The 17,437-nt window shown below is 42.1% G+C and carries 18 protein-coding genes; 6 read left to right on the top strand and 12 right to left on the bottom strand.

The window, feature by feature from the left end:
* The first annotated feature begins 24 nt into the window (after positions 1-24).
* From G563_RS0105170 to G563_RS38390, 6 genes are all read left to right on the top strand, one after another.
* On the top strand, positions 25-1,347 hold the full coding sequence (locus G563_RS0105170; protein WP_028664368.1) for a sugar MFS transporter: 1,323 nt from the start codon (positions 25-27) through the stop codon (positions 1,345-1,347).
* A gap of 83 nt (positions 1,348-1,430) precedes the next feature.
* Entirely contained in the window at positions 1,431-2,609 is a 1,179-nt protein-coding gene (nagA, locus tag G563_RS0105165; protein ID WP_028664367.1) for an N-acetylglucosamine-6-phosphate deacetylase, read from the top strand.
* 137 nt (positions 2,610-2,746) lie between these two features.
* A complete protein-coding gene (locus G563_RS0105160; protein WP_028664366.1) occupies positions 2,747-3,532 on the top strand; it encodes a glucosamine-6-phosphate deaminase in 786 nt (261 codons plus the stop codon).
* Positions 3,533-3,584: 52 nt separating this feature from the next.
* On the top strand, positions 3,585-4,949 hold the full coding sequence (locus G563_RS0105155) for a putative oxidoreductase C-terminal domain-containing protein (RefSeq protein ID WP_028664365.1): 1,365 nt from the start codon (positions 3,585-3,587) through the stop codon (positions 4,947-4,949).
* 41 nt (positions 4,950-4,990) lie between these two features.
* Complete coding sequence (locus tag G563_RS0105150) at positions 4,991-5,437, top strand: DUF6934 family protein (RefSeq protein WP_028664364.1); 447 nt, start codon at positions 4,991-4,993, stop codon at positions 5,435-5,437.
* Positions 5,438-5,463: 26 nt separating this feature from the next.
* Positions 5,464-5,628 (top strand): hypothetical protein, encoded by a 165-nt coding sequence (locus tag G563_RS38390; protein WP_169579715.1) that lies wholly within the window; start codon positions 5,464-5,466, stop codon positions 5,626-5,628.
* Positions 5,629-5,692: 64 nt separating this feature from the next.
* Here the strand turns inward: G563_RS38390 and rimO are convergent, their stop codons facing one another.
* The 12 genes from rimO to nhaD form a co-directional block, all read right to left on the bottom strand.
* Positions 5,693-7,000: a 30S ribosomal protein S12 methylthiotransferase RimO gene (gene rimO / locus G563_RS0105140; protein ID WP_028664363.1), complete on the bottom strand. Its 1,308-nt coding sequence runs from the start codon at positions 6,998-7,000 to the stop codon at positions 5,693-5,695.
* A gap of 3 nt (positions 7,001-7,003) precedes the next feature.
* Complete coding sequence (locus tag G563_RS0105135) at positions 7,004-7,480, bottom strand: DUF6169 family protein (protein WP_028664362.1); 477 nt, start codon at positions 7,478-7,480, stop codon at positions 7,004-7,006.
* Entirely contained in the window at positions 7,428-7,586 is a 159-nt protein-coding gene (locus G563_RS37905) for a hypothetical protein (protein WP_157585084.1), read from the bottom strand. Before G563_RS37905 ends, G563_RS0105135 begins: the two co-directional genes overlap by 53 nt.
* A 308-nt stretch (positions 7,587-7,894) precedes the next feature.
* Complete coding sequence (locus G563_RS0105130) at positions 7,895-8,473, bottom strand: hypothetical protein (protein ID WP_028664361.1); 579 nt, start codon at positions 8,471-8,473, stop codon at positions 7,895-7,897.
* A gap of 85 nt (positions 8,474-8,558) precedes the next feature.
* A complete protein-coding gene (locus G563_RS0105125; RefSeq protein WP_028664360.1) occupies positions 8,559-9,065 on the bottom strand; it encodes a GbsR/MarR family transcriptional regulator in 507 nt (168 codons plus the stop codon).
* 51 nt (positions 9,066-9,116) lie between these two features.
* Complete coding sequence (locus G563_RS0105120; protein WP_028664359.1) at positions 9,117-10,589, bottom strand: alpha-amylase family glycosyl hydrolase; 1,473 nt, start codon at positions 10,587-10,589, stop codon at positions 9,117-9,119.
* Positions 10,590-10,650: 61 nt separating this feature from the next.
* Complete coding sequence (locus G563_RS0105115) at positions 10,651-11,037, bottom strand: GxxExxY protein (RefSeq protein ID WP_084650767.1); 387 nt, start codon at positions 11,035-11,037, stop codon at positions 10,651-10,653.
* A 31-nt stretch (positions 11,038-11,068) separates the two neighbouring features.
* Positions 11,069-11,659, bottom strand: a complete 591-nt coding sequence (locus tag G563_RS0105110; protein WP_028664357.1) for a riboflavin synthase — start codon at positions 11,657-11,659, stop codon at positions 11,069-11,071.
* Positions 11,660-11,720: 61 nt separating this feature from the next.
* The gene (gene rfbA / locus G563_RS0105105) at positions 11,721-12,581 is read right to left on the bottom strand and encodes a glucose-1-phosphate thymidylyltransferase RfbA (protein WP_028664356.1); all 861 of its coding nucleotides are present in this window, start codon (positions 12,579-12,581) and stop codon (positions 11,721-11,723) included.
* Between the two features lie 155 nt (positions 12,582-12,736).
* Positions 12,737-14,668: a TlpA family protein disulfide reductase gene (locus G563_RS36735; RefSeq protein ID WP_157585082.1), complete on the bottom strand. Its 1,932-nt coding sequence runs from the start codon at positions 14,666-14,668 to the stop codon at positions 12,737-12,739.
* 166 nt (positions 14,669-14,834) lie between these two features.
* Complete coding sequence (locus G563_RS0105095) at positions 14,835-15,872, bottom strand: DUF4097 family beta strand repeat-containing protein (RefSeq protein WP_028664355.1); 1,038 nt, start codon at positions 15,870-15,872, stop codon at positions 14,835-14,837.
* A 228-nt stretch (positions 15,873-16,100) separates the two neighbouring features.
* The gene (gene nhaD, locus G563_RS0105090) at positions 16,101-17,408 is read right to left on the bottom strand and encodes a sodium:proton antiporter NhaD (RefSeq protein ID WP_028664354.1); all 1,308 of its coding nucleotides are present in this window, start codon (positions 17,406-17,408) and stop codon (positions 16,101-16,103) included.
* Between the last annotated feature and the right edge of the window lie 29 nt (positions 17,409-17,437).

The raw sequence follows: 17,437 nt of genomic DNA, 5'->3' as shown, positions 1-17,437 counted from the left end.
CAACCTGAAACCCCTTTTCTTGCTATGAAACCCTCTACTGCTGCCGTTGAAGTAAGCAGCCTAAGCCCCCGCGAAACCACCGTTTCTATCTTCCTCATCGGGTTGATGTTTTTTATATTTGGTTTTATTTCTTGGGTCAATTCTATCCTGATTCCTTATTTCAAAATCGCCTGTGAGCTTACGAGTTTTCAGGCGTATCTGGTAGCGTTTGCGTTTTATATCGCCTACTTCATCATGTCGGTGCCCGCTTCGTATTTGCTCAAAACCCAAGGATTCAAAAAAGGAATGATGTTTGGATTTTGGTTTATGGCATTGGGGGCGTTTATTTTCGTACCGGCAGCTATGACACGCACCTATGGCGTTTTTTTAGCTGGTCTTTTTACCATTGGTATTGGATTGGCTATTCTTCAAACTGCCGCCAATCCTTACATTACGATTTTGGGGCCTAAAGAACGTGGCGCTCAGCGTATAAGTATCATGGGGATTTGCAACAAAGCAGCAGGAATTTTGTCCCCCTTGGTATTTGCGGCGGTCATTTTAAGACCTACTGATACCGATTTGTTTGCCCAACTTAGCAGCATGAGCGATGCCCAACGAGGAGCCGCTTTGGATGAATTAGTGAGACGTGTCATTACTCCCTATTCTGTGTTAGGCGTATTTTTATTTGTATTGGGTTATTTGGTCTATCGTTCGCCTTTGCCCGAAATCAACACCGAGCACGAAAGCCCCGAAGTGGCGTCGGCCAATGCCGGCAAAAACAGTATTTTTCAGTTCCCACATTTGATTTTGGGAGCCGTGGCCATTTTCCTACACGTAGGTACGCAAGTAATTGCGATTGATACCGTCATTGGTTATGCCAATTCGATGGGGATTGACTTGCTCAAAGCCAAAACTTTTCCTTCTTATACCTTGGCTTGTACCATTGCAGGTTATATCATCGGAATCGTTACTATTCCTCGATTCATTAGCCAAGTCAATGCTCTGCGGTTTTGTACGGTATTGGGCACGATATTTACTTTACTCATCATTTTCGCAAAAGGAACAGTCTCTTTTCTAGGCCATACCGCCGACCTCTCTATTTGGTTTGTGGTCTTGTTAGGTTTGGCTAATTCCTTGGTATGGGCGGGTATTTGGCCTTTAGCACTTGATGGTCTAGGGCGTTATACCAAGCTAGGTGCTTCTATCTTGATTATGGGACTTTGTGGCAATGCCATCATGCCATTGTTTTACGGATATTTTGCCGATTTGTACGATGTCCGTACTGCTTACTGGGTATTATTCCCTTGCTATCTGTATTTGGTGTATTATGCAGCTTACGGCCATAAAGTAAAACGCTGGTCTTTATAGCTCCGAAACTTTCCAAGTTTTGAAAACTTGGAAGGTTTGAATAAGGTAATTAGAGCGAAGCACTAAAAGAAGACATTTTTTTCATGAAAATAAAAATAACCAACGGTACCGTTCTTAGTCCTTTCCGCGCCATTAAAAACGGAACGGTAGTTGTGGAAGAAGGGAAAATTTTAGGGGTTCACGAAGATAACGTAGAAGTACCCAACGCCGAGGAAATAGACGCCCAAGGGCTATACATCGCTCCAGGTTTTATTGATATTCATGTGCACGGGGGAGGAGGGTTCGATTTTATGGATGGCACCGAAGAAGCTTTCTTGAAAATCGCCCAACTCCATGCCCAATACGGTACCACTGCCCTCGTACCCACCACACTCACCGCCGAAAAAGAAGATTTACTCCAAACCCTCGATGTCTATGAAAATGCCAATCGCTTGAATATAAGTGGGGCGGCGTTTTTGGGGATACATCTCGAAGGCCCTTATTTTGCCCTAAGTCAGCGGGGTGCACAAGACCCGCGCTATATTCGTAATCCTGACCCTGCCGAATACGAAGAGATACTCTCTCATTCGTCGTCGATTGTGCGGTGGAGTGCCGCTCCCGAACTAGACGGCGCTATTGCTTTTGGGCAACGACTTCGTCAAAAAGGAATTTTGGCAGCTATTGCCCACACCGATGCCTTTTATGATGACGTGTTGGAGGCATATGAAAATGGATATTCGCTCGTTACACACCTGTATTCGGCTATGTCGGGAGTAACTCGTAAGAATGCCTTCCGCTATGCAGGAGTGATTGAAAGTGCTTATTTGCTAGACTTAGATGTTGAAATCATCGGCGATGGCATTCATTTGCCCGCCCCTCTTCTCAAATTGGTACACAAAATCAAAGGCGCTGACCGTACCGCTCTCATCACCGATGCTATGCGTGGGGCTGGAATGCCAGAGGGTGAAAGCACTTTAGGTTCACTCAAAAATGGACTGAAGGTCATTATTGAAGACGGAGTAGCCAAACTCCCCGACCGTACATCTTTTGCGGGTAGTGTAGCTACTTTCGACCGCTTGGTCAGAAATATGGTCTTTATGGCCGATGTGTCATTGCTCGAAGCCGTCAGAATGGCGAGTACCACACCTGCGCGTATCATGGGTGTAGGCGAACAAAAAGGCTCATTAGCGAAAGGAAAAGATGCCGACATTGTTATTTTCGATAAAGACATTCATGTAAGTATGACGATGGTAGATGGTAGAGTGGTTTATTCGAATCATTAATTAAAAGTAAAATTTAGGGCTTTAGCCCTGACTTAATTTTGCTTACCTAATCGCCACAAATACAACAGAATTCTAATACACATATCATAACTACACTTCGTTGTGGTAGAAAAAAGCTTTATAAAACATTCTCAAAAATGAATCCATTACAAGAAACAACCGTTGACAAACTCAACGTTAAACTTTTTGAAACGCGCCAAGAATTGGGTCAAAATGCGGCTGAAATGGCCGTTGTTAAAATCAAAGAATTACTCCAAAATCAAGACATAGTTAATATTATATTTGCAGCCGCGCCTTCCCAAAATGAATTTTTGGATGCCTTGGCACTTCAGGAGGGCATTGATTGGGGACGGGTAAATGCCTTTCATATGGACGAATACATTGGCTTGGCCGATGACGCGCCACAGCGTTTTGGGAATTTTTTGAAAGACCGTTTTTTTGACAAAGTACCTCTTAAAAACGTTTATTATCTCAACGGCAATATCTCTGACCCCGCCGAAGAGTGTCGACGCTATTCTGCACTTCTGGAGACGTACCCTACCGACATTGTGTTTATGGGTATCGGCGAAAATTGCCATATTGCTTTCAACGACCCTCACGTTGCATTTTTTGACGACCCTGTATTGGTAAAAAGAATCGACTTAGACCTGACAAGCCGCCTACAGCAAGTGCACGATGGATGTTTTGCCACGCTCGAACAAGTACCTGAGTATGCCCTCACGCTCACGATTCCGGCGCTAGTCAAGGCCCCAAGTGTATTTTGCATGGTACCTGCGGCGCACAAAGCAGAGGCAATCTATCATACTCTGGTAGATGATATTCAAGAATTGTACCCTTCCACTATTTTACGTAATCACCCTAATGCTACGCTGTTTATTGACCAAAATAGCGCTCAAAAATGGAGGGAAGCCGTAAGTTTGTAAGTAAATTTGTCTCTTAGCTAGCTTATTCCCCTAAAAAAACACCCACATTTTTATGAAAACCCGCATTTTAGGTTGTTTATTAGCCGCAAGTAGTGTCGTGATTCCAAGTATGGGACAACAAAATAGTAAGCCTGTTAATCTGATTGTGTTAGAACCTGGTCACTTTCATGCCGCTTTGGTTCAAAACACTCGCTACGACAACGTCAACCCTGTGGTGCATGTATATGCTTCCAAAGGCCCCGACGTAGAAGCTTATCTCGACAAAATCAAGAAGTACAATACCCGCCCCGAAGACCCCACCAAATGGGATGAAAAGGTATATACTGGTCCTGATTTTTTCCAAAAAATGATTGCTGAAAAAGCTGGAAATTTAGTGGTATTGGCCGGAAACAATCAGAAAAAAACGGATTACATCAAAAAATCGGTAGATGCGGGCTTGAATGTATTGGCCGATAAGCCTATGGCGATTGATGCCGCTGGATTTGCTTTGTTGAAACAGGCTTTTGCGCAAGCCAAGAAAAACAATGTATTGCTATACGATATCATGACGGAGCGTTATGAAATCAGCAACGCCCTTCAACGCGAACTAGCCTTGCTTCCTGCATTGTTTGGCACGCTACAAAAAGGGACGCCACAAGACCCCGCTGTGACCAAAGAAAGCGTTCACCATTTTTTTAAATATGTATCAGGCGAGCCGTTGATTCGCCCAAGTTGGTTTTTTGATGTGGCCCAGCAAGGAGAAGGCATTGTGGACGTTACCACTCACTTAGTAGATTTGATTCAGTGGAGTTGCTTCCCTAATCAGGCACTTGATTATCAAAAAGATATAAAAATCATAAACGCTACCCACACGCCTACTACGCTCACGCCTGAGCAGTTTAAGCTAGTGACCAAAAACGACACTTATCCTGACTACCTCAAAAAAGACGTAAAAGGTAAAAACCTAGAAGTATATGCCAATGGTCAGATTGACTACACCCTCAAGGGGGTACATGCGCGTGCGTCAGTAATCTGGAATTTCCAAGCCCCTCAAGGTACGGGCGATACGCATTACTCAATCATGAAAGGAAGTAAGGCAAACCTCATTATTCGTCAAGGCAAAGAACAAAACTTCAAACCTGTACTTTACATTGAGGCTATCAACAACACGCCTGCCTATGAAAAAGCCGTAGCGGATGCTTTTAAGAAAGTACAAGCGACTTATCCGGGCGTTGAGTTAAAGAAAAATGACAAAGGTTGGGAAGTGGTGATTCCTAAAAAATACGACATCGGCCACGAAGCTCACTTCTCGCAAGTTGCCAAAAAATACATGGACTTTTTGAAAGCAGGAAAATTGCCTGAGTGGGAAGTACCTAATATGATTGCAAAATATTATACCACGACCGAAGCACTTAAAATCGCAAAAGCGAAGAAGTAGCTCTATTATAGCCTTTTAGGAAATTTACGGATAAACGACTTATGAAATTACCCAAATATCCGTTGGCTTCAAGTGATACGTTGATGACCTTTGAGTTTATTAGTGAAGGACAAAAGGGACCTATCTACAAGCTCGTAAAATATCAACCTACTAACTTAAAAGGAGTGTATAATTTAGCTTTTGGTGACAAAAATCTGGATACTGGAGAAATAGACGATCTTGTGATTTCAAACAACGGGGACAGTGAAAAGGTATTGGCAACAGTCGTAGCTACCGTTTATGCATTTACTGATAAATATCCTGATGCTTGGATTTATGCTACAGGCAGTACGAAAACTCGAACGAGGCTTTATAGAATGGGAATTACAAAATTTCATTCGGAAGTTACAAATGATTTTGAAATAGTCGGAGAAAGAAATGGTGATTGGGAAACTTTCAGAAAAAATATAGAGTATGAAAGTTTTTTGGTAAGAAGAAAAAATGACTAATTTCGTAGTAGTTAAACTTCACCCAAATGAAAGTAATAGCTGAAATAAAAAATCGGAAAACGCCAATTGTACGCCTAGATAAGTCATTAAACAAGTATGATGATGAAGTCTTGTTTCCTGAAAAATTGGAGAAAGCAAACAATATGCTAAAAAAAGTGGGGCTTCCTAAACAATGGTTAGGAAAAAAATAGCCTCCAGTAATATAAGAATTACTAAGCCTAGGGAAATTTCAAAAACTTTCCTAGGCTTTTTTATTTACACCAAATCCCCATATAAGTCAAACTCCTCGGCATCATTGACTTTTACTTGGGCAAAATCCCCTAAACGAACGTATTGTTCAGCCGAAATCAACACTTCATTGTCCACTTCAGGCGAGTCAAACTCGGTACGGCCAATAAAATACCCGCCTTCTTTACGGTCAAACAACACTTTGTAGGTATTTCCAATTTTAGCTTGGTTCAGCGACCACGAAATATCTTGCTGTACCGCCATGATGTCGTCGGTACGTTGTTGTTTTATTTCCGCAGGCACATCGTCGGGCATTGAAAACGAATGGGTCTGATCTTCGTGTGAGTAAGCAAAAACACCCAAGCGATCGAAACGCGTACGCTCAACAAACTCAAGGGTTTCTTCAAACATTTCTTCGGTTTCGCCAGGGTGACCTGCAATCAAGGTAGTACGGAGCGCAATACCTGGCACTTTATCACGAATGGTCTTGATAAGGTCTTCCGTTTTTTCACGCGTAATCCCACGACGCATGATTTTGAGCATTTCGGTACTGCCGCTTTGAAGTGGCATGTCTAAGTACTTACAAATATTGGAACGCTCGCGCATCACATCCAACACATCCAGCGGAAAACCCGACGGGTACGCATACTGCAAACGAATCCAGTCGATGCCCTCTACATCGGCAAGGTGATTCAGCAGCTCCGATAAATTGCGTTTTTTGTAAATATCTAGCCCGTAGTAGGTCAAATCTTGGGCAATCAAAATCAGTTCTTTCGTCCCACGACGCGCCAATGATTTTGCCTCGATCACCAACTCGTCTATTGAGCGAGAAACGTGCCCGCCCCTCATCAATGGAATGGCACAAAAACTACAAGGACGGTCGCAGCCTTCTGCGATTTTGAGGTAGGCATAGTGCGCAGGTGTCGTCAATAAACGCTCTCCTACAAGCTCTTGTTTGTAATCAGCTTTGAGGGTTTTGAGCAAACGAGGGAGTTCATTCGTTCCAAACCAAGCATCCACGGTTGGAATTTCAACGGCCAATTCGTCTTTATAACGATGTGACAAGCAGCCTGTTACATATACTTTATCAACCAACCCTGCTTCTTTGGCATCGGCATAGCGCAGAATCGTGTCCACCGATTCTTGTTTGGCATTGTCAATAAACCCACACGTATTCACAATCACGATGTTTGCATCGTCTTTTTGCGACTCGTGGGTCACGTTGTAGCCGTTGCCTTTGAGTTGAGTAAAAATATTTTCGCTATCCACCAAGTTTTTACTGCAACCCAGTGTCACGATATTGACTTTGTTTCGTTTGGTTCCTTTGGTTTTCATTGATTATTTGTACGGCTCTCCCGCCTTGGGCAAAGCCTCTTTTATTGCATCCAAATATGGATTGTCTGATTTTAATAGAATAGAAAGGAAAAGAGTTCCTTCGAACGAAAAGTCCCATCTTACAAACTCGGAAGTGGCATATATCTTATACCACTTTTCAAAAAGCTTTTTACGTTTGGCTTCACGTCCATCCGACTGATCACAAGTGTACAAAACAATAGCTCGGTTATCTTCAAAAAATTCAAGAAGATGATAGACTACAGTTTCAGCAATTCGAGGGTTGTAAATGCGGGAGAATGGATTAGTTAAAACACGAAATCCGAAAATTTTCACAAATTCAGCAAAAGGTTCTTGTTCAAAATACCCTTCTCCTTCTGCAAAATAAATTTCGTACTCAGTCCCTTCTTCGGTACAAAAGACTATATCATTATTCTTGCGATAACTTGGATATGGATTGAGGGACGATAAACTTGATACCATGCTCTTTTGCAGCTTGTTCTACGCCTTTTTCATGGATAATTTTTTTATCCTTTGAAATACGTAAAGCAATTTCTTTCAGCCGTTGATATTTTTCTTGCTCGCTCATAGCGACTTATTTTTTTACAAAATTACAAAAACCTCCCTGATGAACACTAGCTTACACAAACAAAGTTCGGTAACTGAATCGGAAGCACCAAAATTGGTGCTGTTTTTAGCATCCGTTTTATTCTCCAGCACCCTTACGCTGTAGGGGTATACAAAGAAGGGTTTGCCGAGGTGGGGTTAGTTTTTTGAATTTAGCAGGCATGGGTTGTTTTTCGGGGGCTATATATAGTAGACTGAGTTAATCATTTACAGCCTCAGAGAGGCGAAATAATTGTAGCTACGGAGAAATGTAATAAATCATCCTCTTTTTCATAGTCCATAACGCGTTTGAGTGGCAAGGTGTATTCCTAAGCCCGTGATAACATTGGAAATGATTCCGAGCAATGGAATGATAAACCAAAGCACGTATTCTTGCTTTACAGTGAAAGGTAAAGCGTGTTTACCTCCCATTAAAACTACTATCCATACTACCGCCGCGATGAGATTGGCAGCCGACCAATAACCAAAGCGCCAAGAAGGAAACAACTGAAAGAAAATCCACTCATTGAAACATTGGACTAGATAGTATGTTCCGAAAAGAAAAAAAATGAGATAATCATCGTAGTTGTTTGTCCACATTTTATCAACCATCAACGTGATAATCAATCCCGTTATCAAAAGTGTCCCCAAGTTCAGTAGCCATGAGGTCATTGGTTTTTGCTTTTTGGGAGAACTTTGCAAAGCCAACCATTGGCCAATCACTAAGAATAAAGGAAAAGGCATCATCATTAGCAGCCAACTTACATAATAGGCTCCGATGGGTAACGAAACCCACAACCAAAACCATTTTTTATGAAAGGCCGAACGGATGTCTGGCGCTTGGGGTGGAAGGTTCATGACGCGATTCATTTTCTACAAATTTAGAATTTTCAGAAATTATTGAAATTAAAAACTCAAAAAATAAGCACACAAGTGCTCATTTACGCTTTGAATGCTATCGTAATAATTTGATGAGTGTTCCTAAAATCAGGCTTTCTTCAGCTTTCATAGCGGCGTCTAGCGCCCCGTCGGCTAAGTTTACTACTCGACTGATGCTTTCGATGGTTGCATGAAATGTTTCTGAATCGGCATCACCCGCCCGAACAGGAACACCACGAAGCTCTTCTAACAGCTTAATGACAGGCTCTATTTCCCTTCTTCTGCGCTCTTTAGCCACTTGTTTTGCTACTTTCCAAGCATCTTTTTCGGCAAAAAAGTACTCTTTTCGCTCGCCAGGGCGTAATTCTTTAAAGACTAGCCCCCAATCCATCAAATCTCGCAAGTTCATGCTCACATTCCCACGCGAAATCTGAAGCTGAGCCATTAGGTCTTCGGTCGTAAGAGCATTGGCAGAAATCATCAACAATGCATGAATTTGTGCCATGGTACGATTAATCCCCCATTGGGTAGCCAGCGTACCCCACGCCTGAACAAAACGGTCTTTTGCCTCTTGTAATTCCATAGCCAAAAGTAAGATAAATTATTGTACTTTCAAAAATAATTGAAATTAAATTCATTCCCCCAATACCACACAACCGTAAGGAGCAATAGAAAGAGTGTCGGCTTTTAGGAAAGTAACCGAAGAAGTACTAAACAAAACATGATGAGGTAAAAACGGAGCCGAAAATGTAACTTCTTCACCACAAGTATTATGAATCACCCAGACTTCATTCTCCCCCACGCTACGCTTAAAAGCTACTAGGCGATGGTCGGAGTGGGTATCTAAGGGTTGGAGATTTCCTCGAATATCACCCACTACTGCGTTCGATTTTCGGAAATGAATGAGGCGTTTGTAATGATTAAAGAGCGAGTCAGGGTTTTGGCTTTGTACTGTCAAAGGAATTATCCTTTTATTTTTGTTGTATTTAGGCACCATCCAGCGTGTGCGTTGGGTGTCTTTCTCGGCATCATCCCACCAAAAAGGCTCTCGGATGTACTCGTCAGGTTTTTTACCCAACATTCCGATTTCTTCACCATAGTACAAATAAGGCTGTCCGGGCAAAGTCAACAAAAGATTGGCGGCTACTTTTAGGCGATTTATATTACCCTTCAATACACTCCCAATACGCGTTTGGTCGTGATTGGTAAGCATGATAGCATCAATAAAACGCGGGTTGGTTTGCGCAAAAATCATGCGATTTTGAGCCAGCTTTTTCACCAACCCTACCGAATCCCTTTCGGTGGCGGCGATTTTTTGGAGTGCCAAACTCAAATCAAAATTAAAATTGGCGGTAAGCCCTCGAAAATAAGGTGCAATTTTGGGTGCTTCGGTCCATACTTCCCCCACAAGATATACCTGTGGATTGGCTTTTTGCATTTCGGTACGAAATTCTACCCAAAAATCATGATTTTTATATTCTTCCCACTCAGGATAAATATGCCGTGCCGCATCGAGTCGAAAACCATCTACTCCCATTTTAAGCCAAAACTGCCCTATTTCATAAATCGCCTTGCGCACTGGAGGATGGTCACAGTTGAGGTCGGGCATACCTCTCCAAAACAGACCGTAGTATTTTTCGGTGGTATCGGGCCATTCATGCCAAGGATTTCGATCCCATGTATCGGGCGTAACTTCGCGCGTAGCAATGCCTAGCTCTTCGATTTCTTGGGGACTTTTCCAGTTGTAGAAATGTCGATAAGGATTGTCGGTACCCCTAACCGACTCCTGAAACCAAGGATGATTGGCACTTGTGTGATTAATGACTAAATCCATGATAACGGCAATGCCACGCGCGTGAGCTTCTGAGAGTAGCCGCCGAAAATCGTCGAGCGTGCCATATTCTTTGTCGATAGCGTAGTAATCAATTACATCATATTTGTGATAGCTTGGAGAGGTAAAAATAGGGGTGAGCCAGATAGCTTCAATGCCTAAGTCGGTGAGATAATCCAAGCGGGAAGTGATACCATTGAGATCACCGATACCGTCGCCGTTTGAATCACAAAATGAGCGAACGAAGATTTCGTAACAAATGCGTGGGTGAGACAAGATTTTTCAAGGTTTGTTTAACCGCAATGGACACAATAGGTTTCGCAATAGGCGCAAAGACTTAAAGGCCATTTACGAGTCTTTTTACACCGTTTTTGAGCAAAGCGACGTTAAAATTGATGAGCAGTCCTAATTTACAACCTGTTAATTTTAAGTAAGTTATGACTTGTGCCGTATGAACATCTGTAAATGATTCAACGGCTTTTACTTCAACAACTACCTTATTTTCAACTAACAAATCTAACCGATAGCCAATTTCAAGCCGTATTTCTTCATAAATAAGGGGCAATGCTTTTTGTTTTTCAACTCTCAAACCTATTTTTTGAAGTTCATAAAAAAGACATTCCTCATAAGCAGATTCTAACAAGCCAGGCCCAAGATGTTGATGGACTTTCAAAGCAGCAAAATAAATTTGGCGCGCCAACTCATTTTCATTTATTGCGTCCATCGCGATTCTATTGCGTCTATTGCGGTTAAAATTACTTCTGTTTTGCCAATATCTTCTGCATATATTTCCCCAAAATATCAAACTCCAAATTGACAATATCTCCTACCTGAAGCTGATGAAAGTTGGTATGCTCGTAAGTATATGGAATGATAGTGACGCGGAAACTATCGTCTTTTGAATTAAAAACAGTCAGACTCACGCCATTGACACAAATCGAACCTTTTTCGACGGTGATATTACCAATACTTTCATCGTATTGGAAATCGAAAAGCCAACTTCCTCCCACCTCTTCGATGTAGGTACAAATCCCCGTTTGGTCCACATGCCCTTGTACAATATGCCCATCAAAACGCCCATGCGCCGGCATACAACGCTCGATGTTTACTTTGGTGCCTATTTTCCACTGCCCTAAATTGGTTTTTTTGAGGGTTTCATCTACCGCCGTGACGGTGTAAGATTGCTCCTCTAAACTCGTCACAGTCAAACATACGCCGTTGTGACTCACACTCTGGTCGATTTTGAGTTCTGATGCCAAATGCGATTGCAGCCTGAAAGTGAGATTGGTACCTTCAGCCAAGATTTCGATTACTTCGGCGGTAGTTTCAACAATACCCGTAAACATAGATTTCGAGATTCAAAAAGATAAACCAGCTAGTGAAGCCACTAGCTGATTAGTCAAAAAATTATTTAAGAAGTCCTAGCAAATAGCGTCCATAGCCACTTTTCAATAATGGTTGGGCGATTTCACGAAGTTGTTCTTCGTTGATAAAACCCATGCGATAAGCGACTTCTTCAATACAACCAATTTTAAGCCCTTGACGTTCTTCGATTACTTCTACAAATTGCCCTGCTTGCATTAGAGAAGCAAAAGTACCCGTATCAAGCCAAGCAGTACCACGATTCAGTACGCCTACTTTCAGTTTACCTCTTTCAAGATAAACACGATTTACGTCGGTAATTTCTAACTCCCCACGAGGGCTAGGTTTGATATTTTTTGCAATTTCTACGACTTCATTATCGTAAAAATAAAGCCCCGGCACGGCATAGTTTGACTTAGGATTTTCGGGTTTTTCTTCAATAGAAAGCACATTAAAATCCTTGTCAAATTCTACCACGCCATAGCGCTCAGGGTCGTGGACTTGATAAGCATATACCACACCTCCTTCGGGGTCGTTGTTGGCTTGGAGCAATTTACTCAATCCACTGCCGTAAAAAATATTGTCGCCCAGTACCAACGCTACCTTATCATTGCCAATGAAATCTGCTCCAATGATAAACGCCTGTGCGAGTCCGTCGGGACTAGGCTGCTCGGCGTATTCAAATTTACACCCAATCCGACTTCCATCCCCAAGGAGCTTCTGGAAGTGAGGTAAATCATGAGGCGTAGAAATAATGAGGATTTCACGAATACCCGCTAGCATCAAAATTGACAAGGGGTAGTATATCATAGGTTTATCATAAACAGGCATGAGCTGCTTGCTTACGGCCAACGTAAGTGGGTGAAGACGAGTGCCAGAGCCTCCGGCAAGAATAATTCCCTTCATATTTGGATGATTATCGAATTGGTTTTCAATTGATTTGGTAGCAGGTATTAAGCTGATAAGCGCAAAAATAATAAATTAGCGTCATAACGCTGTTACCTATAAATAAAGCCCGTCTTGCAACGGGCTTTGACAAATACCTATTCAAAAAACGCTTTCTAAGGCTGATTGTTTTCATTGGCGAGCGCAATCATGGTCGAAAGCTCATCCACAAGTGCATCGGTGTTGCCACCAAAGCCAATGCTTTTGAAACGAATATTGCCTGTTTTATCAATCACAAACTTGGTAGGAATCCCTGATACTTTATAAGAGGCCACTACTTCGTCTTTTTCGTCGAGCAATACATTGAAAGTATATTTTTTCTTTTCGATAAAGTCAGCCGCGTTTTTGCGTTTGTCGGCTTCGGTTTGCCAAGTATCAATGAAAACAAAAGCTACATTGGGATCATTTTTAAATTTATCAACGGCTTTTTGCATGCCAGGAAAAGACATAATACAAGGCCCACACCAAGTAGCCCAAAAATCAACGACTACCGTTTTGCCTTTCAAATCGGCCAAGGCAACGGGTTTTCCCTCTAGATTGACGAGACTAAAAGCAGGCGCAGGTTTTAAAATCATTTTTTCGCGAAGTTCGGCGCGAGTGCTTTCGGAAGCGATACGATTCAACTCCGCTATGTATCCTTCAAAACCATTTTCATTTCCTTTTTCTTTCACGTATGCTTGTTTGAGAGCAGTATTGATAGCGTCATTAGCTTTCCCCTTTTTAATGGCATTTTCGGCCACTTCTTTGATAGCAGCAGGGTTTACTTTTTCTAAAGCTTGAATGTATCGCTCGTTTACCTCGGCATTTTTATAATGTCCATAAGTGACAGCCGCGTCTTTTAAAAATGGCACAGCTTCAGCTGCTTTGCCTTGTTTGAGTAAAATATAACCGTAGGTATCAGCAAAGGTACTGTATTGATTTTCACGTCCTTTCCGAATTTTCGCATCCGTACTAGAAGAAGGATCGCTGGCATGACGAGGCTGATTGATTTGCTCCTTGGCCCATTGAGTAGCTTGGGCCGATAGCTCGGCAGCTTGTTCTAGGTTTTGGTCTTTTTTTGCCAAATTCCATGCGATTGTGTTATATACTTGTATCGACTGAGATTTTAGTTCAGGCCGTGCTTCGGCCACTACTTTCTTGAAATCATCCCATTGATTAGAATCGGCGAGCATTCTCAAATAATTATTATGAATATATGTCATGTATTGCCAATCAACAGTTTTAGGCGCTGACGGGAAATTACTCCAGACCTTAGCATATTCTTTTTTCTTGTCGACAATTGCTGATTTGGTACGTACAAAATTGCTATACATAGCTACCATATCTTCTTTTTTACCAAACTTACTTTCTTTCACTTTTTGGATAGCTTCGGCTTTTTCTTTTTGTTGAAATCTTTGATAAACTTGTTGTAACGTACCCAATTCTTCTTCCTTTAAGTCAGTACTTTGGGCAAGCAAATCTGCATCGGCAAGGAGCTGTTTTTTGTCTTCTTCTTTCCGAGGACTCAGCGTGGAAGCATATTCTTTAAAAAACGTGCGTTTATTGGCAGGATAAAGACTAAACTCTTTTTCCAAAAGCGATTTGGCTAGGTCAATATCACGGTCATCCAAGCCCATATCATAATAATAGTTAGCGTAGGCATAGCCTAGACTTGCATAACTACCCGAAAGAGGCTTAGCGTCGGGACCATACAACAAAAAGGCATAAGTTTGACCATTGTTAAAGTCTTTCTTTTCTTCGGTCTGGGGAATGATACAAAACGCGACAGCATCGGTTGGAGCCGTAATTTGCCCCTCAAATTTTGTGGCTTTTTTGGTCAACACATAAGCTTGAGCGAGGGGCTCATCATTGGTACGCAACCAATATACAACGGCTTCGATGGATGTCGCCTCTCTTAGCTTTGTTTGGCTAGGATCGTATGTTACCCCCATTGCTTGTCCTACGATAGGTCTATCAGTAGTTAATTTAAGAGAATTGCCACTGTATTGAGCTATGGCGCTGCTACCCCAAATAAGTAGTAAAGTAGCATAAAAAAGTGTTTGTTTCATGGGAAAGATGAAGTAAAATGTGGAATGTAAAGAGTTTATATCACCAAAAGTCAAAAAAAACGGAAACAATCCCAAGTAATAAATCTCAAAATATAGGAATTAAAAAAGACCCCTCACCGAAGTAAGAGGCCTAATAAGGAAACCTTTACAAACTAAAATTAAAGATTTAGTCATTGATAGAAATAGAACCCGAACTAGCTCTCATGCTGACGAGTATTCCGCCGCCATTGAGTTTGCCATTGATACGGTCTTTTTCCATAATACCATTAAAGTTTTGGAGCGTACCTACATTTACACGATTGGCACGTAGGTCAAGGTCAAGCCCTTTGTTGAGGGGCATCTGCACATGTATTCCGCCTGCCGAAGTTGAGAGGTCGAGGTATTTGCCGAGAGTTACGATTTCGGCGTGGATACTACCAGCACTAGTGCTTGCTTTAAGTGCTGCGGAAACGCCCATGAGTCTAATAGAGCCGCCAGAAGTAGAAGCCACAAGCTCGCCTTTGATACCGCCGCCTTTGATACTTCCTCCACTCGTAGTAGCTTTCACATAGCCTGTTACTTCGTCCAATTGAATACTGCCTCCCGAAGTTACAAGTCTAATATCACCGTCACAGGCATCGGCATGAATACTTCCACCGCTTGTACTCAAATCTAATTGTTCACGGCAATTGGTCAAATGTATACTACCACCTGAAGTACGACCTTTGATGTTACCTCTTAATTCGTTCAGATGAAGGCTGCCGCCGCTCGTTGTAAAGTTTTGGACACCCGACAAACGTGCCAATTTGATACTTCCGCCGCTTGTGGCTAAGTCAGTAGTCGTTTTTTCGGGAACAAACACTTTAAAAGAGATACTAAGTGATTTTTTCCAGTCCCAGCTATCGTTTTCGCTTTTACGTTTGGCTTTGCAAACGAGGGTTTCGCCGTCCAATGCCACTCTTACTTCATAATCTTGGAGACGCTCGTCGATTTCTTCCTTGCTCATGGAAGACTTTCCGTTCCAATTGTTAGACCGTACATACATTTCTACCCTTGCTTCACCGCTTTCGCCCGTCACCTGAATGCTTCCTCCAGAAGTGCGAACATTCAAGGCTTTAAAAGAAGAAGGACTAAATGTTTTGGTAAAATAAGGCTTGTCGTCGTTTTGGGCAAGCGCAACTGCGGCGGTACAAACAAGCATTGCGAAGGTTAAGAAGGTTTTCATGAGCTGTAAATTTATAAATGAGAGGATGAAATTGTTGGTGATTTTTTAGAAAGATGCTAATTCGATTCGCAACGTTGCATAACCTCTATATTTTTTTAAAATAAAATCATTTAATGATAGGCATTTCTAGAAAGGGGAATTCTCAAATCAACACAACGATAAGTCATTCTATTGAAACTTTTTTAGCTATAAGCTTATCGCCGCCTATAGCTAAGTAGTGAATTTCATCTAATGCGTTAAATAATAAACGCCGATTCCGGCCAAATATCCTGCCAATCCATATCCTGAGATTCGTTTGAGATACCATAAAAAATCAATTTTTAGGATACTCATAGAAGCTACGCCTGCCGCCGAGCCAATAATCAGAATACTGCCGCCCGTACCAGCACAATAGGCCAACAAATTCCAAAAATCATGGTCGGGTGCATAGGTCGAAATAGGGTACATTCCCATAGCGGCTGCTACCAAAGGTACATTATCTACAATCGCCGACAATAACCCAATGAGGGCATTAATCAAATAAATACTCCCGAAAGTTTGGTTTAAATAAGTAGCCATCAAACGAAGATGCCCCGAAGTATTGAGGGCACCTACTGCCAACAAAATCCCTAGAAAAAACAAAATACTGGGTGTATCAATACGGTGCAACATCGCCGCTACCGAATAGCCTTGTTTGTATTCGGGTTCTTTATGACGATGCAAAAATTCAGTAAAATACCATAGAAGCCCCACCGCTAGCAATATTCCCATATAAGGTGGATAGTGAGTAAGGGCTTTGAACACTGGTACGGAGAGTAATCCTAAGCCCCCTAGTACAAACATTAAATTACGTTCTAGCGGTGTAGTATGAGCATGAGCTTTTTTTTCTTTTTCGGTTATTTTAGGGGTTTCTATATGCCCGCGCAAAGTATAAGAGGCTATTAACAAAGGCGTGAGAAGACTAACCGCCGACGGCAGAATCAGGGTTTTTATAACACTCAAAGTAGTTACTTGTCCGCCAATCCACAACATAATGGTAGTCACATCTCCAATCGGCGACCATGCTCCCCCGGCATTGGCTGCTAAAATCACAAAGCCCCCAAAAAACCAGATATTTTCCTTGTCTTTAATAATCCGCCGAAGCAAAGCACACATGATGATAGCCGTGGTCATGTTGTCTAAGGCCGCTGATAAAAAGAATGTTATCCAAGAAATAATCCACAATAGAGTGACACGATTGGTAGTAGAGATGCGATCTGTAATTACCTTAAATCCATCGTGCACATCTACCAACTCTACGATAGTCATCGCTCCAAGTAGAAAGAAAAGAATACCAGCGATTTCCCCCAAATGCTCGAAGAGGGATTCATTGAGCGTCTCGTGAGCATCTCCGTTAGTTCCTTGGAAGGCGGGCATGTAGTCATATCCAATGAGTAGTATGACCCAACAAAAAACCCCCGTCAATAAAGCGGAGGCTGCTTTGTCGATCTTGAGAGGATGCTCAAGCGCAATAAGCACGTACCCTAAGATGAATACGGCCGTCAGTAAAATAATCATGATAGAAAATTAGAGAGGTTGGGAATTGG

It is taken from the genome of Runella zeae DSM 19591 (genome assembly GCF_000423565.1).
Classification (GTDB): Bacteria; Bacteroidota; Bacteroidia; order Cytophagales; family Spirosomataceae; genus Runella; species Runella zeae.
Note: the sequence above shows the minus strand (reverse complement) of the source record. Positions and strands in the feature narration are given on the sequence as shown.